Origin of the sequence: Plantibacter sp. H53, from assembly GCF_001650455.1 — a bacterium.
Lineage (GTDB): Bacteria > Actinomycetota > Actinomycetes > Actinomycetales > Microbacteriaceae > Plantibacter > Plantibacter flavus_A.
Window position 1 is genome coordinate 72,521 of sequence record NZ_LWCT01000050.1, and the last position, 26,270, is coordinate 98,790.

Consider the following 26,270-nt stretch of genomic DNA (forward strand, 5'->3'; position numbering starts at 1 on the left):
CGAGGATCCGTGCGCACTGCACCAGCTCTCATCGCCGCAGCAGGCCTCCTGCTCGTCTCCCTCACCGGGTGCACCGCGCCGGGCTCGGCCTCCTGCGACACCGCGGCGTCCGCCGGCGACGCGACGAAGCTCATCAGCGTGTCGGGTGACTTCGGCGCCACCCCGAAGGTGGAGCTCCCGACGCCGCTGTACACGAAGACGACGGAGCGCCAGGTCGTCATCCAGGGCGACGGTCAGCAGGTCTCGGCCGACGGCACCGTCAACCTCAACCTGATGCTCCTCAACGGACGCACTGGCGACGTCCTGCAGCAGACGGACTTCAACGGGCCCGCGAGCACCCTCATCGCCCTGTCCGGAAGCCTCCCCGGCTTCGCGAAGGCGTTCGCCTGCACGACGGTCGGATCCCGTGTCGTCGCGGCGATCTCACCCGAGGACGCCTTCGGCCCGAGCGGTGGCAGCGAGGCGAACGGCATCAAGAAGGACGACGCGATCATCCTCGTCGCCGACATCCAGGGTGCGGCGCTGCCCAAGGCCGACGGCGCCGAGCGCCCGATCCCGTCGGGGTTCCCGTCCGTCGTGACCGCTCCGAGCGGCCAGCCCGGTATCACCATCCCGGCGGCCCCCGCCCCGACCGAGACGAAGCACACCCTGTCCCGCGTCGGCGACGGTGCCACGGTCAAGGCCGGCGACCAGGTCATCGTCAACTACACCGGTGTGCTGTGGGATCAGAAGAGCGTCTTCGACAGCAGCTGGGAGAAGGGTCAGCCCCTCGTCTTCCAGGCCGACGGCGGTCAGATGATCAAGGCCTTCAACGACGCGGTCGTCGGCCAGCAGGTCGGCTCGCAGATCCTCCTCGTGGTGGCGCCGAAGGACGGCTACGGCGAGCAGGGGTCGGGCAGCGTCCCGGCCGGCGCGACGCTCGTGTTCGTCATCGACGTGCTCGGCACCCAGCGCGCGGCACAGTAACCGACACGCCTCGGAGACGGCCCGTCCAACGCCCGCGTCGCGGGTGGGGGACGGGCCGTCCGTCGGTAGACTGGACCGGTGTCCTCAGCCAGCGAGTCCCCGAAGCCGGTCCCGGTGGAGGAGCGACTCTTCAGCCTCGTGCTCGCGCTCCTCGCCACGCAGACCGGCCTGACGAAGAACGAGATCCTGTCGACCGTCCAGGGGTACCGCCAGCAGTATTCGAGTGGCGGCGGCAACGCCAGCCTCGAGCGACAGTTCGAGCGCGACAAGGACAACATCCGCGAACTCGGCGTCCCGCTCGAGACGATCGAACAGCCGGGTGAACCCGGCAACAACCAGTCGATGCGCTATCGGATCCCGAAGGGCGCCTACGAGCTTCCCCCCGACGTCCGGTTCACCCCGGCGGAGCTGTCACTGCTGTCGCTCGCCGCCACGGTGTGGCGTGAGGGGTCGCTCTCCGGCCAGTCGCAGCGCGCGATGACGAAGTTGCGGTCGCTCGGCATCGAGCCCGACGAACCGATCATCGGATACGCGCCGAGACTCCGCACCCGGGAGGCCTCGTTCGAACCGCTCGACGCGGCGCTCGAACGTCGGTCCGTGGTCGCCTTCCCCTACCTGAAGCCCGGCGAGGCGCGGCCACGCGTCCGCACCGTCGCACCGTTGGCGCTCGTCCAGCACGAGGGTCGTTGGCACCTCTACGCCACCGACCGGACGGTGGATGAGCCCCGGACGTTCCTCCTGTCGCGGATCGTCGGTCCGGTCAAGCCGACGGGGGAGTCGTTCCCCGCCGAGGACCGCGACCACGCCGCCGACGCGATCGACGGCCTGCGCCGCGTGTCCTCGTCGCAGCGTGCCCTCGTCCGTGTCCGGCCCGGGACCGACGCCGCGGCCCGCCTCGGCAACCGCTACGGCGTCAGCGACACGGAGCGCACGGAACTCACCATCCCGTACCTCGACCACCACATCCTCGCCGACGAGCTCGCCGGGTTCGGCCCGGAGGTCGTCGTCCTCGATCCTCCGGCACTCGTCGAGGCCGTGGCGTCCAGACTCGAGCTGGTCGTCGCCCGCCACCGCGCGACCGACGACGCACCCCACCCCGAGGAGGCCGCCCGTGGCTAAGCGACCGGCGGCGCCCCGCGCCCAGGACAAGCTGATCTTCCTCCTCTCGCTCGTGCCGTACCTCATCGACCGCGAGCGGGTAACGGTCGACGAGGCCGCGCGGCATTTCGGCCTGTCCCCGCGCCAGATCCGCGAAGCGGTCGAGCTCCTGACGGTGTCCGGCGTGCCGGGCGACACCCGGCAGTACCTCGCCGGCGACCTCTTCGACATCGACTGGGGCAGCTTCGAGGAGGACGACGAGATCGTCCTCACCCACCGGGTCGCGCTCGACGACAGTCCTCGCTTCTCAGCCCGCGAGGCCTCGGCCCTCATCGCCGGTCTGCAGTCGCTCCAGCGCCTCCCCGAGTTCGTCGACAGCGACGTCATCGGGGGCGTGATGGCGAAACTCGCCCGCGGGGCGTCGTCGGCTCCGGGCCAGCTCGCGGTCACCGAGTCCTACTCCGCGCACGCGGTGGGCATCATCCGGTCGGCCCTGGCCGCCGGCCACAGCGTCGCGTTCGACTACGTCGATGCGAGCGGGGCGACCGAGGCGAGACTGGTGGACCCACTGCGTCTCGAATCCCAGGACCAGGACTGGTACCTCTACGGGTGGTGCCACCTGCGCGAGGCGACGCGTCGCTTCCGTCTCGATCGGATGACCGAGCTGCGCGAGACCGATGCCGAGGTCGTGTTCCGCGAAGCGGACGTCGTCGTCCCGACCGCGTTGTTCGAGCCGAGCGACTCCGATCGCAACGTCACCGTGCTCGTCCGACGCTCGGTCCTCCCGCTCATCGACGACTACGTGGTCGCCGTCGACAGCGCGCCAGGTGGCCCCGCAGCCCGCGAGGACGCCGATGTCGAGGTGACCGCGACCCTGCGCCTCGCTCACCATCACGGCCTCAAACGACTGGTCGCCGCGCACCCCGGGCTCATCACGGTGCTCGGGCCGGCGGACGCGCGCGAGGCGGTCGCCGATTGGGCGGCCGCCGGTCTCGCGCAGTACCGCACGACATCCGGGAGCTGACTCCCGAGACTCCCGGCGGTCGAACGGGAGATGCAGGGTAGAGTGAGTGGACCTCGACCTCGAAGATCAGGAACGAAGACTATGTTCGGCAATGCATTCACCGGGTGGCACCTCGTCATCATCCTCCTCATCGTCCTGCTGCTGTTCGGAGCACCGAAGCTCCCGGGTCTCGCCCGCAGCGTCGGTCAGTCGATGCGGATCTTCAAGAGCGAGGTCAAGAGCATGCGCGACGACGAGCCCGCCTCGCCCGACGCGACGGGCACGGTTCCGCCCGCGAGTGCGGCACCCGCCGACCAGACCCCGGCCGCGACGGCCCCGCAGAAGCCGACCGACCCGCCGGTCAAGCCGTAACCCTGAGGACCACCCGAGCCCGATGACGCCAGCACCTGGCCCCCGACGAGTGCGCCTCGAACACGCTGCTCAGGAACGGACGATGTCGCCGTGGCCCTGACCGAGAAGCGTCCCAAGAAACAGAACCGCGAAGGGCGGATGTCACTCGGCGAGCACCTCGTCGAGTTGCGGAAGCGTCTGTTCTACTCCGCCATCGGCATCATCGTCGGCATGGTCGCGGGCTTCATCGCCTCCGAGTGGATTATCGAGGCGATGAGCGCCCCCATCCTCGTCATCGCCGACGATCGCGGCCAGGCGTTCCTGAACTTCACCAACGTCACGAGCGCGTTCGACCTGCGGATGAAGATCGCCCTCACCGCCGGCGTCGTCCTGTCCAGCCCGGTATGGCTCTACCAGATCTGGGCCTTCCTCGTTCCCGGCCTGACGCGCAAGGAGCTGAAATACGCGATCGGGTTCTTCGCGACCGCGGTGCCCTTGTTCCTGGCGGGCTGCTACGCGGGCTGGTTCGTGTTGCCGCACATCGTCGAGCTCATGCTCGGCTTCACCCCGACGGCGGCGGCCAACTTCCTCGACGCCACCACCTATTACGACTTCGTCCTGAAGCTGGTGCTCGCGGTCGGTGTCGCCTTCGTGCTGCCGGTGTTCCTCGTCCTGTTGAACTTCGTCGGTGTGCTCTCCGCAGCGGCGATCATCAAGGCGTGGCGGGTCGCGATCCTCGTCATCGTGCTCTTCACGGCCATCGCCACGCCCGCCGCCGACATCGTGTCGATGTTCGTCCTCGCGATCCCGATGGTCCTGTTGTACTTCGCGGCGTACGGCGTCGCCGTCCTCCACGACCGCAGTGCGGCCAAGCGGCAGCGACGCATCGACGCCGAACTCGGTAGCACGGGGCTCGCATGAGCGACACCGCTTCGCCTGCCGAGCGGTATCGGGCAGCGGCGGTCCGGAACGCGACACCGAGGCTCCAGGAGTTCCGCGCGAGGCAGCGTTTCGACCTCGACGCGTTCCAACTCGAAGCGTGCGAGCGGATCGAGAACGGCAGCAGCGTCCTCGTCGCCGCACCGACGGGGGCCGGAAAGACCATCGTCGCCGAGTTCGCGATCGCCCTCGCCATGCACGGCGACCGCGGCAAGGTCTTCTACACCACGCCGATGAAGGCGCTCAGCAACCAGAAGTTCCAAGAACTCACCGCCGAGTACGGGTCCGAGCACGTCGGCCTGCTCACGGGCGACACGAACGTGAACGGCAACGCCCGCATCGTCGTCATGACGACCGAGGTCCTCCGCAACATGCTGTACGCGGACTCCGACGCGCTGACCGATCTCGCCTTCGTCATCATGGACGAGGTGCACTACCTGGCGGACCGGTTCCGCGGAGCGGTGTGGGAGGAGGTCATCATCCACCTCCCGCAGGCCGTCAGGATGGTGTCGCTGAGCGCGACCGTGTCGAACGCCGAGGAGTTCGGTGACTGGCTGCAGGCCGTCCGCGGCGACACCGCCGTGATCGTGTCCGAGGATCGCCCGGTGCCGCTCACCCAGCACGTGCTCATGCGGAACAAGCTCATCGACCTGTTCGCCGCGCCGAGCCTCGCCGACACCCACCAGGTCAACCCGGAGCTCGTCCGTATGGCGCAGTTCGGTGGCCGTGCACCGAACAGTCGTCAGTACAAGGACATCAGCCGCTACAACCAGCGCCGAGCCCCGCATCGGGCCGAGAAGCTCGACCGCGGGCATTTCGTCCAGATGCTCGACGACCACCTCCTGCTCCCGGCGATCTTCTTCGTCTTCAGCCGCGTCGGGTGCGACCAGGCGGTGAAGCAGGTCCTCCGTTCCGGCATCAGGCTGACCGAGGCGCACGAACGCGACGAGATCCGTCAGATCGTCGACGAGCACTGTCGCACCCTGCTCGACGAGGACCTCGCCGTCCTCGGCTACTGGGAGTGGCTCGACGGTCTGGAGCGGGGCCTCGCCGCCCACCACGCCGGTCTCCTGCCGGCGTTCAAGGAGGTCGTCGAGGAGCTCTTCCGGCGGAAGCTCGTGAAGGTCGTCTTCGCGACCGAGACCCTCGCGCTCGGCATCAACATGCCGGCCAGGACGGTCGTCCTCGAGAAGCTCGAGAAGTTCAACGGTGAGGCACGCGTCCCGATCACCCCGGGGGAGTACACCCAGATCACCGGGCGCGCCGGACGCCGTGGCATCGACGTCGAGGGCCACGCCGTGATCCAGTGGACCGAGGGGCTGCACCCGCAGTCCGTCGCCTCGCTGGCCTCCCGACGCACCTACCCGCTCAACTCCAGCTTCCGCCCGACCTACAACATGGCGGTCAACCTGATCGACCAGTTCGGCCGTCAACGCACCCGTCAGATCCTCGAGTCGTCCTTCGCACAGTTCCAGGCGGACCGGGCCGTCGTCGGGATCGCCCGGAAGGTGCGCGAGCAGGAGTCCTCGCTCGCCGGCTACGAGAAGTCCATGTCGTGCCACCTCGGGAACTTCGTCGAGTACGCGGGAATCCGGCGCGAGCTCACGGACCTCGAACGCAAGGGCGAGCCGAACGGCTCGCGCGCGTCGAAGGACCGTCGCCAACGCAAGCTCGCCGAACTCCGCAAGCGCATGCGGGCTCACGCCTGCCACGTCTGCCCGCACCGCGAGGACCACGCTCGCTGGGCGGAACGATGGTTCAAGCTCAAGAAGCAGACCGACCAGCTGCGACAGCAGATCCAGACGCGGACGGGCGCGGTCGCGCGCGTGTTCGACCGGGTCGTCGACGTGCTGCTCGAGTACGAGTACCTGGCACGCGACGAGCACGGCGCGGTCGTCGTCGCGGCTCCCGGACGCACCTTGAAGCGCATCTACGGAGAACGGGACCTCCTCGTGGCGGAATGCCTGCGCACCGGTGCGTGGAACGACCTCGACGCCGCATCCCTCGCCGCGATGGCCGCCGCGATCGTGTACGAACCACGGCGCGAGGAGCAGAACACCCCGGAACGCTTCCTGCCCCGCGGCCCGTTCCGGTCCGCACTCGAACGGACGCAGGACCTCTGGAGTCGCCTCGACGACAGCGAACGGGAGCACCGCCTCCCGGGGAGCAACCCGATCTCGACCGGACTCTCGCTCGCCATGCACCAGTGGGCCAAGGGCGCGAACCTCGACACGGTGCTCATCGAGGCGGAACTCGCCGCCGGGGACTTCGTGCGGTGGTGCAAGCAGACCATCGACCTGCTCGATCAGCTCCGCGTCGTCGATGGACCGGTGGGCCGTCATTCGCGCGAGGCGCTCGACTCGATCCGACGCGGCATCGTCGCGTACAGCTCGCTGTGAGGTCCCCGCACGGTCGGAGCCGCCGGCTCCGACCGATCGACGCGCTGGTCGATCGTCGTCCACCGCTCCCGCTCTGGCTCGCGGCCGTCGTGGCCATCGCCGCCGGGCCGGTCCTCGACGCCGGCTTCCCGGACCGCGGGGTCTGGCCCCTGACGTTCGTCGGCATCGCCCTCGTCCTCCTCACCCTCATGGGACGCAGCGTCGGCGGTGCGCTCCTGATCGGCTTCCTGGCGGGGGAGTCGTTCTACCTGATCCACATCGAGTGGGCGACCGCCTACCTGGGTCCCGTCCCCTGGGCGGCGCTGTCGACACTCGAGGCCATCTTCTTCGCGCTCGGAGCCGTGCTCATCACCCTGGCGTACCGCTGGGTACCGCGCGCCTTCCCAGGGGTCGGGGGACGGGTCTGGTTGACCGCCGCGGTGGTCGCCGCCCTATGGACCGCGCGCGAGACGCTCGTGAGCACCTGGCCCTACGGCGGATTCCCGTGGGCGAGGATGGCGCTCAGCCAGTCCGAGAGCCCGTTCGCCCCGCTCGTCGCCTGGGTCGGGTTCTCGGGGCTGTCGTTCCTCATGGTGCTGCTCGTGGCACTCGCCCTGCAGCTCGCCGCGACCGCGGAGCTCCCGACGGTCAGCCGGGTCGGGACCGCGGTCCTCGCGGTCATCGCGGTACTCGTGGTGCCGGCATGGCCGACGGCGACGACCGGGAGCATGCGGGTGGCTGCCATCCAGGGCAACGGCCCCGCCGGCTACTTCGACGCCGCAGCACCCGGCACCGTCATGCAGACCCAGATCGACGAGACGCTGCAGGTGCTCGATGCGGACGTCGACGTCGTGGTCTGGCCGGAGGGCAGCGCAGACCTCGACCCGCAGCGGGTTCCCCAATCGGCTGCAGCCCTCGACGCGTTGAGCCGCCGCATGGACGCACCGTTCGTCGTCGGTGCGATCTCTCAGCGCGGCGATCGCTACTACAACTCGTCGCTCCTCTGGGACGCCTCGGACGGCGTCCGCGACGTCTACGACAAGAAGCACCCGGTCCCGTTCGGCGAATACGTCCCGGACCGGACGTTCTGGGAGCCGTTCGCACCCGACCTCATCGGCCTCATCCAGCGCGAGTACACCCCGGGTACGAAGGACAACGTCTTCGACATCGACGGGGTGCTCGCAGGGATCAGCATCTGCTTCGACATCGCCGACGACCGGCTCACCCGAGACGCGGTGGCGGGTGGCGCGCGCATCGTGTTCGCCCAGACCAACAACGCGGACTTCGGGCAGACGGACGAGAATCAACAGCAGCTGGCCATCGCTCGACTCCGGGCGATCGAGTCGGCACGATCGGTCGTGAACATCTCGACCGTGGGGACCAGTCAGATCATCGGCCCAGACGGATCGACGATCGACAGCATCCCGGCCTTCCGCCCCGGATCGATGGTCTCCGAGGTGCCGCTCGCGGACACGGTCACGCCGTCGATGGCCTTCGGTCACCAGCTCGAGATGTTCATCGGTGGCATGGGACTCGCCTCGCTGGTCCTCGCCGGGTTCGCCGCCAGGCCTCGGCGCATCTCGAACCGTCCCCGGACATGACGATCGGCTGATCCGATATCGGATCAGCCGATCGAGGGGAGGCCTGTCAGGGGCTCGGTGTCACGCGCTCTTCTGCTGGCCGCGCCGGGCCCGGAGATATGAGAGGCGCTCTTCGAGCAGCTCCTCGAGCTCATCGCGCGAGCGGCGCTCGAGCAGCATGTCCCAGTGGCTGCGGGGCGTCTTCACGTCACCGCGGTCGACGACGACGGGCTTCGAGTCGACGAGGAGGACGGCCTCCGCACCGCAGTGCCGGCACTCCCACAGTTCGGGGACTTCCGCGTCGGCGGCGAAGGTCATCGTGGTCTCGCGCTCGCAACTCTGACACCGGTAGATGTGGTTGCTCCGCGCCGAGAATATGACGCCCTCTTCCGTTTGTAGACTCTGGGCGCCCAGGCGCATTCCGCGCAAACTGCGATCTGCCATTGTGTGGTCTCCTCTCGCTCGGCATCCACAGTTATAAACCCACAAGCTGGGTAAACTGTTCCGTTCACCCATCTAGCTATCAGCTCATGCCCAGCTGGAGCCACGCCGGATGCGGAGAACTGAGCCGTCAGCGTGATCGGACCACGTCGAGCGCGAGATCACAGCGGTCGGTGACGAGGCCGTCGACGCCGAGATCCAGTAGGCGTCGCATGTCGGCGGGGTCGTTGACCGTCCACACGTGCACCTCGACGCCGAGGGCGTGCATCTGTGCAAGGAGGCGCTTCGTCACGACGGGCACGCCGCGGAACCGTTCGGGCACCTGGAGCGCCTGGACACCGGCGAGCGACCGGCGGAGCGCTCCGCGGAGCCCGAGGGCGGCTGCGGGGAGGACGCGGAGCAGGATCCGGGCCGACGCGGATGATGCCACGGAGTCGGCACCGGCCTCCAGCCCCACGGCCCGCACGATCGCGGAACGTCTGCCTTCATCGAAGGAGGTGACAAGCACCCGATCGGCGGCGTCGGCACCGATGATGGCGGCAGCCGCCGGTGCAGCCGCGGCCGCGGCCTTGATGTCGAGGTTGAAGCGTGCTCCGGGGAACTCGGCCAGCGCCTCCGACAACGTCGGGATGCGATCGCCGCCGAGGTCGATCCGCTGGAGATCCGCGAGTTCGAGGTCGGCGATCGGTCTCGGATCGCCCGTGATGCGGCGCAGGGACGGGTCGTGGAAGAGGACGGCGTGTCCGTCGCGCGTGCAGTGCGCATCGGTCTCGACGTACTCGGCGCCGGCGGCCAGGGCACGACGGAAGGACGACAGCGTGTTCTCGGGAACCCCCGGCCCGGCCAGCCCTCGATGGGCGAGGACCCGAGGGCGGGCCGGACGGAAGTAGGGGAGGACCGCTGTCGTCACCGCGTGCTCAGCCCTCGGACTGGACGGGGGTCGTCGGTGCTGGAGGCGTCTGGGGTGACGCGGCCGGCGCTGCGGCGAAGGAGGGCGCCTGCGCAGCTGCGGCCGCCGCCCGTGCCGTGGCCGCAGGGTCGCGGGTGTTGCCCGGCCCGAAGGCGGAGCCGATGCCCTTGAGCGCCTCGGTCAGTTCGCTCGGGATGACCCAGAGCTTGTTCGCCTGGCCTTCCGCGAGCTTCGGGAGCATCTGCAGGTACTGGTAGCCCAGGAGCTTCTCGTCGGGGTCGCCGTCGTGGATGGCCTTGAACACCGTCTGGATGGCGGACGCCTCACCCTGTGCACGGAGCACAGCCGCCTGGGCATCACCCTCGGCGCGGAGGATCTCCGCCTGCCGCGCACCCTCCGCCGTCAGGATGGCCGACTGCTTGGTTCCCTCGGCGGTGAGGATGAGGGCTCGACGGTCGCGCTCTGCCCGCATCTGCTTCTCCATGGAGTCCTGGATGGAGAGCGGCGGGTCGATCGCCTTGAGCTCGACGCGTCCGACGCGGATGCCCCACTTGCCGGTCGCCTCGTCGAGCACGATGCGGAGCTTGCTGTTGATCTCGTCGCGGCTCGTCAGCGCCTCCTCGAGGTTCAGCCCACCGACGACGTTTCGAAGGGTCGTCGTGGTCAGCTGCTCGACGGCACCCAGGTAGTTCGCGATCTCGTACGTCGCGGCTCGGGCGTCGGTCACCTGGAAGTAGACGACCGTGTCGATCGAGACGACGAGGTTGTCCTCGGTGATCACCGGCTGCGGCGGGAAGGAGACGACGGTCTCGCGCAGATCGATGAGCGGCCGCAACCGGTCGATGAAGGGGATGAGCAGGTTCAGCCCCGGCAAAAGGGTCTTGTGGTACTTGCCGAGCCGCTCGACCACACCGGCGCTCGCCTGCGGGATGATGCGGATGGATCGGAACAGCACCACCAGTACGAAGACGACGACGATGGCCGCGATCACCCAACCGATGATCGCTCCTGATGAGATGTCGTTCACGACTACTCCTTCTGCTCGCCCAGCGGTGCCGGGTGGGTCGGGACGGGGACGACGACGGCGGTGGCGCCGTCGACGACGGACAGGACGATGCGCGTGCCGGGCTCGAGAGACGACGCGGGGGAGTCGTGCGGGGTCCTGGCGGTCCAGACCTCGCCGTTGCCGAGCTTCACCTGGCCACCGTGCGGGGTGACCGTCGAGAGCACGAGCCCCGGCATGCCGAGGAGCGCATCGACGTTGCTCTTCGCCGGGTCAGCACCGCGTTGCAGCGCTCGGAGCAGCGGCGGCCTGACGGCCAACAGGAGCAGGAGGGCGGCAGCGGCTGCGATGAGCAGCTGGAGCCACCACGGAGCGCCGAGGAGGCCGGAGAGCAGCCCGACGGTGCCGCCGAGCGCGAGCATGAGGAAGGTGAACTCGAGCGACAGGATCTCGATGATGACGAACACGAGGATCAGGACCAACCAGGCGATCCAGGCGTACTCGGTGATGACGTCCATGGTGCGGATTCCTCCCGGATCGGCTCTCTCGTCTGCCGCCTCGCAGTCCGGGGGAGCGCGAGACGGTGCGCCGGTCGGGTTCAACGCTATCAGCTGGGCGGACCATCGAACCGGATCCGTCTGCCGGTTGTTGGTAAGGTCGTTGGCTGGAACCAGCCGCCGATGAGCGGCCCCAGATCTGAAGGAGCCCTCACGTGACGAACCCCCTGGCCGCCGGATCCCTCTCCGGGAAGAACGTCCTCGTGACGGGCTCGTCCCGCGGCATCGGTGCCGACACCATCCGGTACTTCGCCTGTGCCGGCGCCAACGTCGTGATCAACTACCGGAACAAGGAGGCTCGCGCCGTCAAGCTCGCCGACGAGGTGCGAGCCCTCGGTGTGCAGGCCCTGGTGGTCGGGGCCGACCTCACCGACCCCGCCTCGGTCGCCGCGATGTTCGCGACGACGAAGGCCGAACTCGGCGACCTCGACGTCCTGGTGCTGAACGCCTCCGGAGGGATGGAGAGCGGCATGGCCGAGGGCTACGCGATGCAGCTCAACCGGGACGCACAGGTGAGCGTCGTCGAACACGCGCTCCCGCTGCTCCGCCCCGGCTCGCGGATCGTGTTCGTCACGAGCCACCAGGCGCACTTCATCCGGACCACGCCGACGATGCCCGAGTACGTGCCGGTCGCGACCTCCAAGCGCGCGGGCGAGGACGCGCTCCGCGCCAAGCAGGACCAGTTCGACGCCGCCGGCGTCGAGTTCGTGGTCGTCTCGGGCGACATGATCGAGGGGACCATCACCGCGACCCTCCTCGAACGCGCCAACCCCGGTGCGATCAGCTCCCGCAAGGAGTCGGCCGGTCGCCTCTACAACGTGGGCGAGTTCGCGGCCGAGGTCGCCTCGGCCGCCGTGGACCCGATCCCCGAGGACCACACCCGCTACGTGGGGGACACGAGCGACTTCACCGCCGAGTAGGCGACGATCCCGACGCGACGAACGCCCGGTCCCTCGAGGGCCGGGCGTTCGTCGTCCTGCCACCCGGGGTCAGCCGGTGAGACCGGCCCGCTTCACCTGCTTGCCGAAGGTGATCGCCTGGATGATCTCGACGACGCCGGCCGCGATGAGGAAGAACGCGGTGACGAGCAGGAGGGTCACGGCGGCGAGCAGCGGGTTCGCGAGGACGAACACGCCGGCGACGACGCTGATGACGCCGTAGAGGACGGTGATCCACCGCGACACGTCCGGTGCCGAGTCGAACAGCGAGGCCACGCCCTCGACGATCCAGGAGACACCGATCACGAAGACGAGTGCGCCGATGCCGAGCAGCGGATCGATGAAGATGTAGACACCGGCCGCCAGCAACAGCACTCCGAACACGATCGTGAGGACCCGCCAGAGTCCGCCGTGCTCCCGGGCCACGACCCCACGCGCGATGCGGGCGATCCCGGCGATCAGGAAGTAGACGGCGAAGATCCACGCGACGGCGACCAGCGAGGCCTTCGGCGCGACCAGCAAGAAGACACCCAAGAGGATCGTGAGGATCCCGCCGACGGCGAAGGCCCATCGGACACCGGAGATCTGGCTCGCGGTCAGCTTGGCGGAGTTCAGCGTGTAGGTGGTGGTGGCTGGTTCGGACATGGTCGGCTCCTGACGGTGGACAGTGCGGCGCTCCCGAGCGGACCGGGTGCGTTCCACCAGTGTGACGCATTCACACAGGTGTTTCACAGCATGACCTTCCATGTCGAGCGGATCCAGTGTCGATCGAGGCGAGACGCCGGCCGATGACGACGGATACGCTGATCGCCATGACCGAGACGCCGATGCACACCAGGGCCGCCGACAGCCACGAGGTCATCAGGGTCAGGGGTGCCCGCGAGCACAATCTGCGCGACGTCGACGTCGACCTCCCCAAGCGCCGCCTCACCGTGTTCACGGGCGTGTCCGGCTCGGGGAAGAGCTCCCTCGTCTTCGGGACGATCGCCGCCGAGTCACAGCGGATGATCAACGAGACCTACAGCGCGTTCGTCCAGGGCTTCATGCCATCGCAGGCGCGGCCCGACGTCGACGTGCTCGAGGGACTCACCACGGCGATCATCGTCGACCAGGAGCGGATGGGCGCGAACTCGCGTTCGACGGTGGGCACGGCGACCGACGCGAACACCATGCTGCGCATCCTCTTCAGTCGGATCGGAGACCCGTCCATCGGCTCTCCGCAGGCCTTCTCCTTCAACGTCGCCTCGATCAGTGGCGCCGGAGCGGTGACCATCGAGCGCGGGGGCCAGAGCACGAAGGAACGGCGGAGCTTCTCGATCACCGGTGGCATGTGCCCGCGGTGCGAGGGGATGGGGACGGTGAACGACATCGACCGCTCCCAGCTCTACGACGCCTCGAAGTCGCTCAACCAGGGCGCGCTCACGATCCCCGGGTACACAGCAGACGGCTGGGGCGTACGGATCTTCACGGGATCCGGATTCCTCGACGCGGACAAGCCCATCCAGGACTACACGGAGCGGGAGCTCCACGACTTCCTCCACAAGGAGCCGGTGAAGGTCAAGGTCGGCGACATCAACATGACCTACGAGGGCCTGATCCCGAAGGTGCAGAAGTCGTTCCTCTCGAAGGACCGTGAGGCGATGCAGCCGCACATCCGCGCATTCGTCGACCGCGCCGTCACCTTCACCACGTGCCCGGCGTGCGACGGGACCCGACTGAGCGAGGGCGCACGGAGTTCGCGCATCGCCGGTCGGAACATCGCCGAACTGTGCGCGATGCAGATCAGCGACCTCGCGGCGTGGACCCGGGCGCTCGACGAACCGTCGGTGCGCCCACTCCTGACGGTCCTCCAGGAGACGCTCGACTCCTTCGTCGCCATCGGGCTGGGGTACCTGTCACTCGACCGCACGACGGGCACCCTCTCTGGTGGGGAGGCGCAGCGCACGAAGATGATCCGCCACCTGGGGTCGTCGCTCACCGACGTGACCTACGTGTTCGACGAGCCGACCGTCGGACTGCACCCGCATGACATCCAGCGGATGAACGAACTGCTCCTGCGGCTCCGCGACAAGGGGAACACCGTCCTCGTCGTGGAACACAAGCCGGAGACGATCACGATCGCCGACCACGTCGTCGACCTCGGTCCCGGAGCCGGGACCGGCGGGGGACAGGTGACGTTCCAGGGGAGTGTGGACGGCCTCCGAGCGAGCGACACGCTCACCGGACGCCACTTCGACGACCGCGCCACGCTCAAGCCGGTGTTGCGTCGACCGACCGGTGTCATCGAGATCCGCGGCGCCGACCGGCACAACCTGCAGGGCGTCGACGTCGACGTGCCGCTCGGCGTCCTCGTGGTCGTCACGGGTGTCGCCGGCTCGGGCAAGAGTTCGCTCATCCACGGCTCGGTCGCCGGGCGTCCCGGTGTGGTGACGGTCGATCAGAGCCCGATCCGCGGCTCGCGTCGCAGTAACCCGGCGACGTACACGGGTCTGCTCGAGCCCATCCGCAAGGCGTTCGCGAAGGCCAACGGGGTCAAGCCGGCGCTGTTCAGCTCGAACTCGGCGGGAGCCTGCCCGAACTGCAACGGCGCAGGTGTCGTCTTCACCGATCTCGGCGTCATGGCGAGCGTCTCGACCGTCTGCGAGGTGTGCGAGGGTCGCCGGTTCGATGCTTCCGTTCTGGAATATCAGTTGGGGGAGCGGGACATCAGCGAGGTGCTCGCGATGTCGGTGACGGAGGCCGAGGCCTTCTTCGCCGACGGGCCGGCCCGGACGCCCGCCGCGCACCTCATCCTGGCGAGACTCGTGGACGTCGGGCTCGGTTACGTCAGCCTCGGACAGCCGTTGACGACCCTGTCAGGAGGCGAACGACAGCGACTCAAACTGGCGACGCAGATGGCCGACTCGGGCGAGGTCTACATCCTGGACGAGCCGACGACGGGCCTGCACCTCGCTGACGTGGAGAACCTGCTCGGACTCCTGGACCGACTGGTGGACTCCGGCAAGTCGGTCATCGTCATCGAGCATCATCAGGCGGTCATGGCGCATGCGGACTGGATCGTCGACCTCGGACCCGGCGCAGGTCACGACGGCGGACGTCTGGTGTTCACCGGGACGCCCGCAGCGCTCGTCGCCGATCGCTCGACGCTGACCGGAGAACATCTCGCTCGGTACATCGGCTCCTGACGCGCCCCGGTCATCGTCGCGATCCTCAGGTCGGTGATGCATGCCGACGTGACCCGATCCGGCCCCGCTCGCGGCGGGCTGGAAAGAGCCGATAATGCAAATTATGTCAACTCGGCTTCATCCGGCATGCCAAGCCGCCCGTTCCGGAGGTCCTGCCCCAGGGTCGTCACCGCGTGGATCCGATCGTGCAGGTGCGACTCGGCGAAGATGCTGTCGACGTGCATATCCACCGCGGGGGCGATAGTTGGAAGCGCCGGACATCACGCGATCCGACAGCCCGACGACGATGCACCCGTACACCTCGAGCTCACGCGGGCAGGGCGGGTCCGGCAGGTGGACTGTCCCGCCTGCTCCCCCATGATCGCCCGGCCGTCCACAGGACGGCGGAGTGCTCGATGAGAACCATCGTCGCTCCACACTCCGAGCTGCGCGCAACAATCGATCGGAACAGAAATCGCCTCTGATCTGGTCCGAATTCATAGAGCGCGTGCGCTAGAGTAGGCGCTCTAGGAATATGGGAGCAGTCATGCCGAGGATCGTCGACCCACAGCGGTTCACCGCGCGCCAGACCGCGATCCTCGCTGCGGCCTACCGCTGTTTCGCCGCCGAAGGGTATGAGACCACCTCGACGGCGGACATCTGCCGGGCGGCGGACATCTCCTCCGGGACCCTGTTCCACTACTTCCCCACCAAGCTCCACATCCTGGTCACGCTGCTGCGGGTGAGCGCCGCCTGGACCGAGGAGCAACTGCACCTCGCCACGCGCGCCGGGCTTGGGCGACCCGCCTTGGCCACCTACCTCGGCACACTCGACCGCCAGCGGGCTGCCGACCAGACGGCCGGTTTCGCTCGCGCGGTCCAGGGCATGGCGCACGTCCACGACGTGGCGGCCGTCCTCGACGTCGAGCGGGACATGGTCGACCGCTTCCTGCTCGACCACATCACCGAGGCGGTTCGCACCACCGCAGCCCGCTCCGACGCCACACCGGAGCAACTCGTCCGATGGGTGCGCTGGCTCATCGACGGCAGTGCTCTCCACGAGACGTCGGCGTCGCGCGAAACCGGTGTCAGTGTCGCCGTCCGGTCGTTGCTCCTCCTCGGATGACGGCTCAGGCCAGCGGGGTCGTCAGGCCGACGGAGCAGGTCGATCGGGGTCCTGGTCCCAGAGCGGCATCCCGAACTCGTTGACCGGGACGGCGGACTGCGCCGGGTCCGGAAGCCGCTCCCCCGTCGGGCAGGTCATGAAGTGATCGTGCCCGGAGGAACGGTCGAAGGTGTGCTCGGCGAGCGGATGGCCACAGACCGTGCACTGGCGGTCTTCGGTGTCCGACGTCTTCGTCTGCTCGTTCATGCGGGTCATGCTACGCCGACCGTCGGCGTCGACCACCCCGTTGCGCACGGGGCGCCGACCTGCTTCCGCCCCGAGCGCGACCCGTCAGACCTCTCCGAAGCCGGATTCGATGAGCGACGCCAGTGCCCCGATGGCATCCTCCGCATCCGGACCGTCCGCCTGCAGCTCCACGACCGCCCCTTTGACAAGGCCCAGTGACATGATCCCGAGCAGGCTCTTGGCGTCCTTCCCGTTCACGACCACCTTGGCCGCGAACGTGCTCGCCAGCTTCACGAACTCCGCAGCGGGTCGAGCGTGGAGCCCGTCCTTGTTCCGCAGGGTCACGGAGGCTGCGGCGTGGGGCGCCGTCGGGTCGTCGGACCCACCCGCCCGAGTCGCCTCGTCGGCGCCGTGCCGGGCAGGGTCACCGCCGGCTGCCGACCGCGCGGCGTCCACGACCTCGTCGAGCGTCGCGCCGGTCTGCGCGGCCACGGCTGCGGCGACCCCGCCTTCGACGAGCGGGGCGTCGACGATGCGTACCCGGCCTCGGACGTCGTCGTCGAGGAAGTCGAGTGCCGTCTCAGCGGTCAGGATCGCCGACCCCAGATCGCACAGCACCACCACCCCGTCCCCGGAGTCCACCGCGCCGATCCCGGCGGAAACGAGCTCGAAGCTCGTGCCGATCCCTCCGTCATCGGTACCACCGGCCGCGGCGAGGGCCGCGTCGGGCGCCATCTGCCGGGCCAGGGCGATGAGCCCCTCCGCGATCAGCGCGCTGTGCGAGACGAAGACGAGGCCGACGGCTCCCCCGCTCATGCAGCGCCCTCCTCAGCGGCCGCCGCCGCAGCTTGCAGGAGATAGGAGGTGGACTGCGCCCCAGGGTCGCGATGCCCGACGGCCCGTTCACCGAGGTAGCTGGCGCGACCCTTGCGGGCGACGAGCGGCTCGGTCGCCGCGGCGCCACCCCACGCGGCGTCTGCAGCGGCAGCCAGCACCCGTGCCGGCGACTCCCCCGCTGCCGCCGCAGCGGATGCAGCGTCGACGGCGGGCGTCCACGCGTCGACCATGGTCTTGTCGCCGACCTCGGCCTTGCCACGGAGCACGATCCCGTCGCGCGCCGCCGTCAGCAGGGCGACGACGGCATCGGCGTCGAGATCCTCCTGACCGGCCACGGCGATCGACGCCTTGAGCAGCGCGGTGCCGTACAGCGGGCCGCTCGCTCCTCCGACGGTCGAGATGAGCGTCGTCGCGGCGAGCTTGAGGATGTCGGCGGGTGTCGCATCGTCAGGCTGCTCGTCGAGCTTCGGCAGGATCGCGGAGAACCCGCGGTCCAGGTTCTCGCCGTGGTCGCCGTCCCCGATGTCACGGTCGAGCGTGATCAGCTCCACGCGATGCTCCGCGACGACCGCCGCACTCCCCCGCATCCAGGCGATCGCCCAGGCTCCGTCCAATCCCATCCGTCTACCGCCCCCACCGGAGCGCCGCGGTCTGCACCGGGGCGTCCCACAATTCGATCAGTTCATCGTCGAGTTTCAGGAGGGTGATCGACACACCCTGCATCTCGAGGCTGGTCGTGTAGTTCCCCACGAGCGACCGTGCCACCTCGATCCCGCGCTCCGTGAGCGCCTCGGCCACACGGCGGAAGACGATGAGCAGCTCGACCTGCGGCGTCCCGCCCATCCCGTTCACCAGGACGAGGGCACGCTCGTCGGGTGCGTACGGAAGGTCCTCGAGGATGGCGGCGAGCAGCCGGTCGACGATCCGGTCGGCGGGCTCCAGGGGGATGCGTTCACGGCCGGGCTCACCGTGGATACCGATCCCGATCTCGATCTCGTCGTCGGCCAGGGTGAAACTCGGCTCGCCCGCGTGCGGGACGACGCACGGGGTGAGTGCAACGCCCATCGTGCGGGTGCGCTCGTTGACCTTGGTCGCGAGGTCGGCGACCTCGTCGAGGCCTCCCCCGGCCTCGGCACGAGCCCCGGCGAGCTTCTCCACGAGGACGGTGCCGGCGACACCCCGACGTCCCGCCGTGTAGAGCGAATCCTTCACCGCGACGTCGTCGTCGACGATGACCGAGCGCACCTCGATGCCCTCGGCCAGCGCGAGATCGGCCGCGGTCTCGAAGTTGAGCACGTCACCCGTGTAGTTCTTGACGATGTGCAGGACGCCGGCACCACCGTCCACCGCCTTCGTGGCGGCGAGGATGGGGTCCGGAGTGGGCGAGGTGAACACCGGGCCGGGCACGGCGGCGTCGAGCATCCCGAATCCGACGAACCCGCCGTGGAGGGGCTCGTGCCCGCTGCCGCCGCCGCTCACGATCCCCACCTTCCCGGCGACCGGGGCATCGGCTCGGGCGATGAACACCGGGTCGAGCGACACGGTGACGAGGTCGGGGTGCGCGGCGCCGAATCCGGCCACCGCCTCGACGACGACGTCTTTGGGATCATTGATGAGCTTCTTCATTGAATCCTCCTGCAAGATCGGTTCGGGTCCGCCGACCGGGTATGCCGGCATCGGGTCTCAACCTACGCGCTGCGGCCCACCGCCGGTAGGGCCGGAGGACCCGGCCACGGCGCGGATCAGCGCGAGCCGAGCGTACGGGTGGCGTCCACCCAGGCGTCGAGTGTCGTGGTCGCCGCACCCGAGTCGATGACGGCCGCGGCGGACACGAGCCCTGCGGCGAACCGCTCGAGGATCGGCCGCTGCGCCTGCATCGGATCCTCCGACAGCTCGAACGCCACGATCCCCGCCGCGGCGTTCAGCAGGACGATGTCGCGGACGGGACCCTCCTCGCCGGCGAGCGTGGCGCGCACGACACCGGCGTTGTGCTGGGCGTCACCGCCGATGAGATCGTCGATCGACGCACGGCGGATGCCGAGTTCCCGGGGATCCAGGTCGTGCTCGGTGACGGCTCCGCGGGTGATCTCCCAGAGGTGGCTGTGTCCAGTCGTCGTCAGCTCGTCGAGTCCGTCGTCGCCCCGGAAGACGAGGGCGGTCGCCCCACGCGTCTGGAACACGCCCACGAACAGCGGGATGCGGTCGGCGTGCGCGACGCCGACCGCCGACGCCTCCGGGCGGGCCGGGTTGACGAGCGGACCGAGGAAGTTGAAGACCGTCGGCACGCCGAGCTCCGCACGGACCGCCCCTGCGTGGCCGAAACCGGGGTGGAACGCCGCCGCGTACGCGAAGGTGATGCCCGTCGACGCCAGCACCTCCCCCACCAGGTCCGTCGGCAGGGCGAGGTCGACGCCGAGCGCCGAGAGCACGTCGCTCGATCCCGAGGCGGAGCTCGCCGCGCGGTTGCCGTGCTTGATCACGGGGATGCCCGTCGCGGCCGCGACGATGGACGCGGTCGTCGAGATGTTGACCGTGCCGAAGCGGTCGCCGCCGGTGCCGACGATGTCGAGGGCCCGGGACGGGGCGACGAGGGGCTTCGCGTGGTCGAGGATCGCATCGCGGAACCCGACGATCTCGTCGACCGTCTCCCCCTTGCGGCGCAACGCGATCAGGAAGCCGGCCAGTTGAGCGTCCGTCACCTGGCCGGTCATGATCCGTTCCATCGCCCACGTCGACTCCGACACACTGAGATCGGTTCCGGCGAGCAGGTCGCCGATGAGCGTCGGCCAGGTCGTGAGAGGCATGTCGACGATCTTACAAGCGCGACTCGCCGACGCCTCGAGCGGCCAGTGGAGGCGAAGATCACATGAATCCCGCAGCAGAACCGAAGATCCCGGTCAGGAAATAAGGCTACCCTTACTGATCCGACCGTGCTCGCCGCCGCCGAAATGCGAAAAACCGCTCCGGCTTTCGGCCATAATGGAGGGGTGACGAGCACCTCAATCAACCTTGCGCCGAGCGCGCCCCGGATCAACCGACCGAACACGGTCGCGGTTGGAACGATCGTCTGGCTGGGCAGCGAGGTCATGTTCTTCGCCGGCCTCTTCGCGATCTACTTCACGCTGCGATCGATGGCTCCCGAACTGTGGGCGGCCGAGGCCGGTCGCCTGAACGTCCCGTACTCGACGATCAACACGATCATCCTCGTGTCCTCGTCGTTCACGTGCCAGTTCGGCGTCTTCGCAGCGGAGCGCATGCAGCCCCGCATGACCGGCTGGAGCCCGCGCAAGTGGGGCATGGTCGAGTGGTTCTTCCTCACCTACGCCCTGGGTGCCGTGTTCGTCGCCGGCCAGATCCTCGAGTACGCGACGCTCGTCAGCGAGGGCATCTCCCTCAGCTCGAACGCGTACGGCTCGGCGTTCTACCTCACGACCGGCTTCCACGGCCTGCACGTGACCGGCGGCCTCATCGCCTTCCTCCTCGTGATCGGCCGTGCCTACGCCGTCAAACGATTCGGCCACAAGGAGGCGACGAGTGCCATCGTCGTCTCGTACTACTGGCACTTCGTCGACGTCGTGTGGATCGGCCTCTACTTCGTCATCTACATCCTGCGCTGACCCGGAATGACTGCCTCCATGAAGACTGACCCCACCCAGACGACGACCACCAAGGCGTCCAAGAAGGCCGCCCGTGCCACGCGCAAGAGTGGCCGCCGCAGCCCGTTCGCCTCGGCGGCGCTGCTCGCGATCGGCCTCCTCGTCACCGGAGGCGCCTACGCAGCCGTCAGCGTCAGCACGGCCAGCGCCGAGCCCGTCGCCGCCGCCAAGTCGCAGGCCTCCGTCGACGAGGGCGAGAAGCTCTTCTCCGCGAACTGCGCCACCTGCCACGGCCTCGACATGCAGGGCACGACCGCCGGACCGAGCCTCCTCGGCGTCGGTGCCGCCGCCGTCGACTTCCAGGTCGGCACCGGCCGGATGCCGCTGCAGAACCAGGGCCCGCAGGCCCCGGAGAAGCCCGTGCAGTTCACCGAGGAGCAGATCTCCTCCCTCGCGGCCTACGTCGCCTCGGTCGCACCCGGCCCGGAGATCCCCGAGGAGCAGTACCTCGACGGCGAGGGCGACGCCTCCAACGGCGCCCAGCTGTTCCGCATCAACTGCGCGATGTGCCACAACGTCGCAGCCGCCGGTGGCGCCCTGACCGAGGGCAAGTACGCTCCCTCGCTCGTCGGCGTCAGCGCCGCCCACATCTACGAGGCCATGATCACCGGCCCGCAGAACATGCCCGTCTTCAACGACATGAACCTCTCCCCCGAGGACAAGCGCGACATCATCACCGCGCTCAAGTTCATGGAGAAGAACCCGTCACCGGGCGGCAACGACCTCGGCTCGCTCGGCCCCGTCTCCGAGGGCCTGTTCCTCTGGATCTTCGGCCTCGGCTCGATCGTGGCCCTCACCGTCTGGATCACCGCGAAGTCGAACTGACCGACGCGGATCGACAACACGTAAGAAGGAGCACCATGGCTCACGACAACTCGAGCGGCTCGGGTCACCCAGCCGCCGACTCGTCTGCCGATCCGTCCGCCCACGGGCAGGAGCTGCAGGTCGCGACCGGTACCGGGGTCATCTCCCGCGATGCCGTCGTCGACCCCGGCCTGCCTCCCCACCGGAAGCGCGTCACGGACCTCGACCCCAAGAAGGACAAGCGGGCCGAGCGCGCCGTCTACACCCTCTTCTACCTGTCGATCGCCGGCAGCGTCTGGGCGGTCGCCGCCTACATGGCGTTCCCGATCGAGCCCGAGGACATCGCCTCGGTCCGTCTGAACAACCTGTTCATCGGTCTCGGCATGGCGTTGGCCCTGCTCGCGATCGGTATCGGTGCCGTGCACTGGGGCAAGGCCCTCATGCACGACGAGGAAGGCATCGACTACCGTCACAAGGTCGGCGGCAACCAGGTCAGCCGCGATCGCGCGGTGGAGATCATGCACCAGGCGAACGTCGAGTCCGGCATCGGTCGACGCGCGCTCATCCGCAACAGCCTCATCGGTTCCCTCATCGTCTTCCCGCTCCCGGGCATCGCGCTGTTCCGTGGCCTCGCGCCGTACGACGAAGACCCCGTCGAGCTCATGCAGCACACGATGTGGAAGGAAGGCACGCGCCTCGCCCGTGACCCTTCCGGAACGCCCATCAAGGCGTCCGACGTGACGCTCGGCAGCGCGTTCCACGTGATCCCCGAGAACCTCCACGAGGCCGACCACGTCCTCAACGAGAAGGCGAAGGCGATCGTGCTGCTCATGCGGCTGAAGCCCGAAGACCTCGTCGAGGAGGAGTCCAAGAAGGACTGGTCCTACGACGGCATCGTCGCCTACTCCAAGGTGTGCACGCACGTCGGTTGCCCTGTCGCGCTCTACGAGCAGCAGACGCACCACCTCCTCTGCCCCTGCCACCAGTCGCAGTTCGACGTCACGAACCACTGCGCGGTCATCTTCGGACCGGCCGCCCGGCCGCTTCCGCAGCTGCCGATCACCGTCGACGACGAGGGTTACCTCGTCGCGCGGAGCGACTTCCACGAACCTGTCGGCCCGAGCTTCTGGGAGCGTCATTGAGCACCTCGACCGCAACACGCGCCCCTGAGCAGGCCAAGGCCGCTCCGGCGAAGAGCTCCGGTGGATTCACCGGCGCTGCAGCGAACTACCTCGAAGAGCGGACGTCCATCTCGGTCGCCGTCAAGGAGTTCGGCCGCAAGATCTTCCCCGACCACTGGTCGTTCCTCCTCGGCGAGGTCGCGCTCTACAGCTTCGTCATCATCCTGCTGTCGGGCTCCTTCCTCACCTTCTTCTTCCAGGCATCGATGGCGGAGGTCCACTACGACGGGTCCTTCGTCCCGCTGAAGAACATCGAGATGTCCGTCGCCATGGCGTCGACGCTCGACATCTCCTTCGACATCCGCGGCGGCCTCCTGATGCGTCAGGTGCACCACTGGGCTGCCCTGCTGTTCGTGGCATCCATCGGCCTGCACATGCTGCGCATCTTCTTCACCGGTGCGTTCCGCAAGCCGCGTGAGCTGAACTGGGTGATCGGTTTCGTCCTGTTCATCCTCGCCATGGCCGAGGGCTTCACCGGATACTCGCTGCCCGACGACCTGCTCTCCGGTAACGGTCTGCGGATCATCGACGGCATGGTGAAGGGTCTGCCCATCATCGGTACGTGGACGACCTTCCTGCTGTTCGGTGGAGAGTTCCCGGGCACCGACATCGTCGGCCGCCTCTACACGCTCCACATCCTGCTCCTGCCGGCGCTGGTGCTGCTCTTCATCGCCCTGCACCTGGTGTTCGTCGTCGTGCACAAGCACACGCAGTTCCCGGGCGCCGGTCGCACCGAGCAGAACGTGGTCGGATTCCCCGTCCTCCCCGTCTACGCGGCGAAGGCCGGTGGCTTCTTCTTCATCGTCTTCGGTGTCGTGATGCTCATCGCCTCGCTGTTCACGATCAACCCGATCTGGAACTACGGGCCATACGACCCCTCCCCGGTCTCGGCAGGTACGCAGCCTGACTGGTACATCGGGTTCGCCGACGGCGCGCTCCGGCTGGTTCCGCCACACCTCGAGTTCGTCCTCTGGGATCACACGTTCTCGTTCAACATCATCCTTCCCGTCCTCGTCCTGGGTCTGTTCATCGTCACGGTGTTCATCTACCCGTTCGTCGAGGCGTGGATCACGGGTGACAAGCGCGAGCACCACATCCTCGACCGTCCGCGCAACGCGCCGACCCGCACCGCGATCGGTGCTGCCGGTGTCACCTTCTACGCCGCCCTCTGGGCTGCTGCGAGCTCGGACATCATCGCCACCCACTTCAAGGTGACGATGGAGGGCGTGATCCACACGCTGCAGGCGATCCTCATCCTCGGACCGTTCATCGCCTACTTCATCGCGAAGCGCACCTGCCTGGCGCTGCAGAAGAAGGATCGCGAGATCCTCCTCCACGGCTACGAGACCGGGCGCATCGTCCGCCTCCCCGGTGGCGAGTTCATCGAGGTCCACGAGCCCGTCGACGAGTACGAGCGCTGGCGCCTCGCGAGCTACGACGACCACAAGCCGTTGATGATCCGTCCGAACGCCAAGGGCAAGATCACCGGTGTCCAGAAGGCTCGCGCCGCGATGTCCCGCTGGTTCTTCGAGGATCGGATCGCTCCCGTCACGAACACGGAGATCGAACGTTCCCACGGCGACCACCACTAGGCGGATCCCACTGGAAAGCCCCGCAGTCCTCACGGACTGCGGGGCTTTCGTCGTTCTGCGGCGGGGATTCGTGGAACCGTGCTGCGACACGACGCGGCGACAATGGAGGTCCGTGCGATCCCGCTCCCCCGCTCTCCGGGCGCGGAAGGCCGCTGCGGCGGTATGAGCACGTCGACAAGCTTCGGAGACCTGTGATCGCTCACCGCGGTACACCGCCCTTCCTGCGCGACCGCAGACGATGTGAGCCTGTCGACCGGCTTCGGATCCGACGTTCCCGTCACAGGCTGATCGGGACCGTACAGAGGAGCCACCGGACGACGCCTGCCCGTCGACGGGCTCAGGGACCGGGGAACGGCCTACGCCAGGTCTGTTCGCACGCACGCTGAGTCCGCTGAGGGCGGCGTGTGCCTCTCGACAGCCTCAGGGACCGACGGGCGCTCCTCCGGTCTACAAGGCGTGAGGGGGGGTGTCACCTGAATACGGCTGCCACCGTGAACTCTCGACGAACCGAAGGGTGACGCTCACGACCTTCAGGGGCGGTCCCCACACCTTGCCAGCTGCTTGTTCTCCACGTCTAGGCGCGCACCAGAACACGAAAAAGCCCCCGAGCGGTGGCTCGGGGGCTCTTCGATGACAGCTTGGGGATCAGCCCAGCGGGAGGATCTTCTTGTAGAACTCCGCAGTCACGTTGTAGCCGAGACGACGGTAGAAGTCGCCGGCTCGAGAGGTGGACATCGTCAGCTGGCGCGCACCGCGCTCGACGGCATAGTGCTCGTTCGCCTCGACGAGGGCCGATCCGATGCCGGCACCGCGGGCGGTCTCGTCGACGACGAGCTCCTGCAGGTGGGCGGTCAGGCCGGCCGCATGCAGCAGCCGCGACACCGTCATCAGGGTGTATCCGACAACGCGGTTCGCCTCGTCGACCGCGACGTACAGCACGTTGGTCTCGTCTTCACGAGGGCGCATGACGTTGTTGTACGCGGCCATGAAGTCGTCCGCCGCAGGAGGGATGGACCCGGTGATCAGCTGGCCGGCCAGCGCGAAGACGGCTGAACGGTCGTCGGGCTGACCGCGACGGATGCTGAACGAGGCGACCATCAGCGTGCGAAGTATCCGCGGTAGTACTCGTAGTTCCAACCGACGACCGCGATGACGACCAGCGGGATGCCGATGATCGCGATCCAGAACCCGACCGCCAGACCGAGTACGAGCAGACCACACGCACCGGCGAGGATGATGGGCCACCAGCTCCACGGGCTGAAGTGCCCGATCTCCGGGTCGCCGTCGTCGATGTTCGCCGTCAGCGTGTCCTCGGGGAGCTCGGCGCCCTGGCTCTTGTGCACCCGGCTGAGGTAGAAGCCGAGGAAGGCGCTCAGGATCGCGGCGAGAGCCAGGGTGACCGTGCCGACCCATTCGACCCGGCCGTGCAGCGGGTCGACGAGCGACCACACCGTGTAGACCGCACAGAGGAGGGCGCAGAACACCGTCAGGATCGTGAAGAGGATGATATTGGCGCGCATG

The 26,270-nt window shown here is 68.3% G+C and carries 26 protein-coding genes; 14 read left to right on the plus strand and 12 right to left on the minus strand.

Going from position 1 to position 26,270, the window contains the following annotated elements; all coding sequences use genetic code 11:
- The first annotated feature begins 9 nt into the window (after positions 1 to 9).
- From A4X17_RS17640 to lnt, 7 genes are all read left to right on the plus strand, one after another.
- Complete coding sequence (locus A4X17_RS17640; protein ID WP_064296960.1) at positions 10 to 966, plus strand: FKBP-type peptidyl-prolyl cis-trans isomerase; 957 nt, start codon at positions 10 to 12, stop codon at positions 964 to 966.
- Between the two features lie 78 nt (positions 967 to 1,044).
- A complete protein-coding gene (locus A4X17_RS17645) occupies positions 1,045 to 2,085 on the plus strand; it encodes a YafY family protein (protein ID WP_064296961.1) in 1,041 nt (346 codons plus the stop codon).
- Complete coding sequence (locus A4X17_RS17650) at positions 2,078 to 3,088, plus strand: YafY family protein (RefSeq protein WP_064296962.1); 1,011 nt, start codon at positions 2,078 to 2,080, stop codon at positions 3,086 to 3,088. The genes A4X17_RS17645 and A4X17_RS17650 overlap by 8 nt, the downstream gene beginning before the upstream one ends.
- 81 nt (positions 3,089 to 3,169) lie before the next feature.
- Positions 3,170 to 3,439, plus strand: coding sequence for a Sec-independent protein translocase subunit TatA (tatA, locus tag A4X17_RS17655; RefSeq protein WP_064296963.1), 270 nt, complete (start codon positions 3,170 to 3,172; stop codon positions 3,437 to 3,439).
- Positions 3,440 to 3,577: 138 nt separating this feature from the next.
- The gene (gene tatC / locus A4X17_RS17660; RefSeq protein ID WP_064297031.1) at positions 3,578 to 4,339 is read left to right on the plus strand and encodes a twin-arginine translocase subunit TatC; all 762 of its coding nucleotides are present in this window, start codon (positions 3,578 to 3,580) and stop codon (positions 4,337 to 4,339) included.
- Complete coding sequence (locus A4X17_RS17665; RefSeq protein ID WP_064296964.1) at positions 4,336 to 6,756, plus strand: RNA helicase; 2,421 nt, start codon at positions 4,336 to 4,338, stop codon at positions 6,754 to 6,756. The genes tatC and A4X17_RS17665 overlap by 4 nt, the downstream gene beginning before the upstream one ends.
- The gene (lnt, locus tag A4X17_RS17670; protein WP_231884431.1) at positions 6,753 to 8,336 is read left to right on the plus strand and encodes an apolipoprotein N-acyltransferase; all 1,584 of its coding nucleotides are present in this window, start codon (positions 6,753 to 6,755) and stop codon (positions 8,334 to 8,336) included. The genes A4X17_RS17665 and lnt overlap by 4 nt, the downstream gene beginning before the upstream one ends.
- Before the next feature lie 60 nt (positions 8,337 to 8,396).
- Here the strand turns inward: lnt and A4X17_RS17675 are convergent, their stop codons facing one another.
- The 4 genes from A4X17_RS17675 to A4X17_RS17690 form a co-directional block, all read right to left on the minus strand.
- On the minus strand, positions 8,397 to 8,759 hold the full coding sequence (locus A4X17_RS17675; protein ID WP_064296965.1) for an RNA polymerase-binding protein RbpA: 363 nt from the start codon (positions 8,757 to 8,759) through the stop codon (positions 8,397 to 8,399).
- Between the two features lie 127 nt (positions 8,760 to 8,886).
- Positions 8,887 to 9,666 carry a glycerophosphodiester phosphodiesterase family protein gene (locus A4X17_RS17680; RefSeq protein ID WP_064296966.1) on the minus strand — a complete coding sequence of 260 codons (780 nt, stop codon included), beginning with the start codon at positions 9,664 to 9,666 and terminating at the stop codon, positions 8,887 to 8,889.
- A 7-nt stretch (positions 9,667 to 9,673) separates the two neighbouring features.
- A complete protein-coding gene (locus A4X17_RS17685) occupies positions 9,674 to 10,693 on the minus strand; it encodes an SPFH domain-containing protein (protein ID WP_064296967.1) in 1,020 nt (339 codons plus the stop codon).
- Positions 10,694 to 10,695: 2 nt separating this feature from the next.
- The gene (locus A4X17_RS17690) at positions 10,696 to 11,187 is read right to left on the minus strand and encodes an NfeD family protein (RefSeq protein WP_064296968.1); all 492 of its coding nucleotides are present in this window, start codon (positions 11,185 to 11,187) and stop codon (positions 10,696 to 10,698) included.
- Positions 11,188 to 11,381: 194 nt separating this feature from the next.
- Here A4X17_RS17690 and A4X17_RS17695 point away from each other — a divergent pair, with 194 nt between their 5' ends.
- Positions 11,382 to 12,146, plus strand: a complete 765-nt coding sequence (locus tag A4X17_RS17695) for an SDR family oxidoreductase (protein WP_064296969.1) — start codon at positions 11,382 to 11,384, stop codon at positions 12,144 to 12,146.
- Between the two features lie 69 nt (positions 12,147 to 12,215).
- Here the strand turns inward: A4X17_RS17695 and A4X17_RS17700 are convergent, their stop codons facing one another.
- The gene (locus tag A4X17_RS17700) at positions 12,216 to 12,809 is read right to left on the minus strand and encodes an HdeD family acid-resistance protein (protein ID WP_197479116.1); all 594 of its coding nucleotides are present in this window, start codon (positions 12,807 to 12,809) and stop codon (positions 12,216 to 12,218) included.
- Between the two features lie 167 nt (positions 12,810 to 12,976).
- Here A4X17_RS17700 and A4X17_RS17705 point away from each other — a divergent pair, with 167 nt between their 5' ends.
- On the plus strand, positions 12,977 to 15,349 hold the full coding sequence (locus A4X17_RS17705; RefSeq protein WP_064297034.1) for an excinuclease ABC subunit UvrA: 2,373 nt from the start codon (positions 12,977 to 12,979) through the stop codon (positions 15,347 to 15,349).
- A 526-nt stretch (positions 15,350 to 15,875) separates the two neighbouring features.
- On the plus strand, positions 15,876 to 16,454 hold the full coding sequence (locus tag A4X17_RS19565; protein WP_064296970.1) for a TetR/AcrR family transcriptional regulator: 579 nt from the start codon (positions 15,876 to 15,878) through the stop codon (positions 16,452 to 16,454).
- Positions 16,455 to 16,475: 21 nt separating this feature from the next.
- Here the strand turns inward: A4X17_RS19565 and A4X17_RS17715 are convergent, their stop codons facing one another.
- From A4X17_RS17715 to trpD, 5 genes are all read right to left on the minus strand, one after another.
- Positions 16,476 to 16,700 (minus strand): hypothetical protein, encoded by a 225-nt coding sequence (locus A4X17_RS17715; protein ID WP_133059937.1) that lies wholly within the window; start codon positions 16,698 to 16,700, stop codon positions 16,476 to 16,478.
- Positions 16,701 to 16,784: 84 nt separating this feature from the next.
- Complete coding sequence (gene dhaM, locus A4X17_RS17720) at positions 16,785 to 17,495, minus strand: dihydroxyacetone kinase phosphoryl donor subunit DhaM (RefSeq protein ID WP_064296972.1); 711 nt, start codon at positions 17,493 to 17,495, stop codon at positions 16,785 to 16,787.
- Entirely contained in the window at positions 17,492 to 18,136 is a 645-nt protein-coding gene (gene dhaL / locus A4X17_RS17725; RefSeq protein WP_064296973.1) for a dihydroxyacetone kinase subunit DhaL, read from the minus strand. The genes dhaM and dhaL overlap by 4 nt, the downstream gene beginning before the upstream one ends.
- Positions 18,137 to 18,140: 4 nt before the next feature.
- A complete protein-coding gene (gene dhaK, locus A4X17_RS17730; RefSeq protein ID WP_064296974.1) occupies positions 18,141 to 19,142 on the minus strand; it encodes a dihydroxyacetone kinase subunit DhaK in 1,002 nt (333 codons plus the stop codon).
- 116 nt (positions 19,143 to 19,258) lie between these two features.
- Entirely contained in the window at positions 19,259 to 20,320 is a 1,062-nt protein-coding gene (gene trpD, locus A4X17_RS17735; protein ID WP_064296975.1) for an anthranilate phosphoribosyltransferase, read from the minus strand.
- A gap of 144 nt (positions 20,321 to 20,464) precedes the next feature.
- Here trpD and A4X17_RS17740 point away from each other — a divergent pair, with 144 nt between their 5' ends.
- Genes A4X17_RS17740 through A4X17_RS17755 form a run of 4 tightly spaced genes read left to right on the plus strand, consistent with a single transcriptional unit; the run spans position 20,465 to position 24,749 of the window.
- Complete coding sequence (locus A4X17_RS17740; RefSeq protein ID WP_079003936.1) at positions 20,465 to 21,133, plus strand: heme-copper oxidase subunit III; 669 nt, start codon at positions 20,465 to 20,467, stop codon at positions 21,131 to 21,133.
- A gap of 18 nt (positions 21,134 to 21,151) precedes the next feature.
- Entirely contained in the window at positions 21,152 to 21,997 is an 846-nt protein-coding gene (locus A4X17_RS17745; protein ID WP_064296976.1) for a cytochrome c, read from the plus strand.
- Positions 21,998 to 22,032: 35 nt separating this feature from the next.
- The gene (locus tag A4X17_RS17750; protein WP_064296977.1) at positions 22,033 to 23,118 is read left to right on the plus strand and encodes a ubiquinol-cytochrome c reductase iron-sulfur subunit; all 1,086 of its coding nucleotides are present in this window, start codon (positions 22,033 to 22,035) and stop codon (positions 23,116 to 23,118) included.
- Complete coding sequence (locus tag A4X17_RS17755; RefSeq protein ID WP_064296978.1) at positions 23,115 to 24,749, plus strand: ubiquinol-cytochrome c reductase cytochrome b subunit; 1,635 nt, start codon at positions 23,115 to 23,117, stop codon at positions 24,747 to 24,749. The genes A4X17_RS17750 and A4X17_RS17755 overlap by 4 nt, the downstream gene beginning before the upstream one ends.
- A gap of 645 nt (positions 24,750 to 25,394) precedes the next feature.
- Here A4X17_RS17755 and A4X17_RS17760 read toward each other — a convergent pair.
- Positions 25,395 to 25,847, minus strand: coding sequence for a GNAT family N-acetyltransferase (locus tag A4X17_RS17760; protein ID WP_064296979.1), 453 nt, complete (start codon positions 25,845 to 25,847; stop codon positions 25,395 to 25,397).
- The gene (locus A4X17_RS17765) at positions 25,847 to 26,269 is read right to left on the minus strand and encodes a cytochrome c oxidase subunit 4 (protein WP_064296980.1); all 423 of its coding nucleotides are present in this window, start codon (positions 26,267 to 26,269) and stop codon (positions 25,847 to 25,849) included. Before A4X17_RS17765 ends, A4X17_RS17760 begins: the two co-directional genes overlap by 1 nt.
- Between the last annotated feature and the right edge of the window lies 1 nt (position 26,270).